Annotated in this window: 1 protein-coding gene; it reads left to right on the top strand. The window is 69.1% G+C overall.

Annotated elements, in window-relative coordinates:
• A partial coding sequence (locus ABT294_RS50725) for an acyltransferase domain-containing protein (protein WP_350813748.1) occupies nt 1-1,354 on the top strand: 1,354 nt, incomplete at both ends.

The following is a 1,354-nucleotide window of genomic DNA, read 5'->3' as shown; positions in this document are numbered from 1 at the left end:
GGGTGCGGTGTCGGGCTTGATGTCGGGTGCGGGTTCGGGTTCGGGTGCGGTGTCGGGCTTGATGTCGGGTTCGGGTTCGGGTTCGGTGTCGGGTTCGGGTTCGGGTGTGGTGTCGGGTGTGGTGTCGGGTTCGCGGGATGCGGTGTTCGTGTTTCCGGGGCAGGGGGCGCAGTGGGTGGGGATGGGGGTGGAGTTGGCGGGGGTGTCGCCGGTGTTCGCTGCCCGGTTGGGGGAGTGTTTCGGGGAGATCGGGCGGTGGGTGGAGTGGGATCCGGCCCAGGTGTTGGCTGATCCGGTGGGGGTGGGGTTGGCGTCGATTGAGGTGTTGCAGCCGGTGACGTTTGCGGTGGGGGTGGCGTTGGCGGCGTTGTGGGAGTCGGTGGGGGTGTGTCCGGCGGCGGTGGTGGGTCATTCGCAGGGTGAGGTGGCCGCAGCGTGCGTGGCGGGGGTGTTGTCGCTGGCGGATGCGGTGCGGGTGGTGGTGTTGCGTAGCCGGTTGTTCGCGCGGCGGTTGCAGGGGCGTGGTGCGATCGCTGGGATTGCTCTGCCGGCTGATGTGGTGCGGGAGGAGGTTGCGGCTTGGGGTGGGGTGTTGGAGGTGAGTGCCGATAACGGGCCTTCCTCGTGTGCGGTGGCCGGGCCGATGGGGGTGTTGGGGGAGTTTGTTGAGCGGGTGCGTGGGCGGGGGGTGCGGGCGCGGGTGATCGCGTCGACGGTGGCGTCGCATTCGTCGATGGTTGAGCCGTTGCGGGATGAGTTGGTGGAGATGCTGGCGGGGGTGGCTCCTGGGCGGGGGCGGGTGCCGTTCTATTCCACGGTCACGGGTGGGTTGGTGGATGGGGGCGGGTTGGGGGCGGAGTACTGGTTCGCCAATGCTCGCCGTCCGGTGGTTTTCCAGCAGGCGGTGCGGGCGTTGCTGGCGGATGGCAGGAGCGCTTTCATCGAGGCCAGCCCGCATCCGGTGTTGACGATGGCGGTGCAGGACATCCTGGACGAGTCCGGCGGGTCCGGCGGGTCCGGCGGTTCGGGGGCTGTGGTTGGGACGTTGCGTCGTGATGAGGGGGGCGCGCGCCGGTTCGCCCGTTCGGTGGGTGAGGCGTTCACCGCTGGGATCGATGTCGACTGGCAGCGGTTCTTCACCGGAGTGGACTCGGCTCACCCGGTGGTGGGGTTGCCGACGTATGCGTTTCAGCATCGCCGTTACTGGCTGGAGGCCGGGCCGGGTGGGGTGTCGGATGCGGGCGGACTCGGCCAGTGCGGGGTGGATCATCCGCTGTTGGGTGCGGTGGTGGAGTTGCCGGAGCAGGACGGTGTGGTGCTGACCGGCCGCATCTCTGTTAGCACGCATCCGTGG

Origin of the sequence: Nonomuraea sp. NPDC000554, assembly GCF_040300065.1 — a bacterium.
In the GTDB taxonomy this organism is placed as follows: domain Bacteria; phylum Actinomycetota; class Actinomycetes; order Streptosporangiales; family Streptosporangiaceae; genus Nonomuraea.
This window is presented reverse-complemented; position numbering and strand designations above follow the sequence as displayed.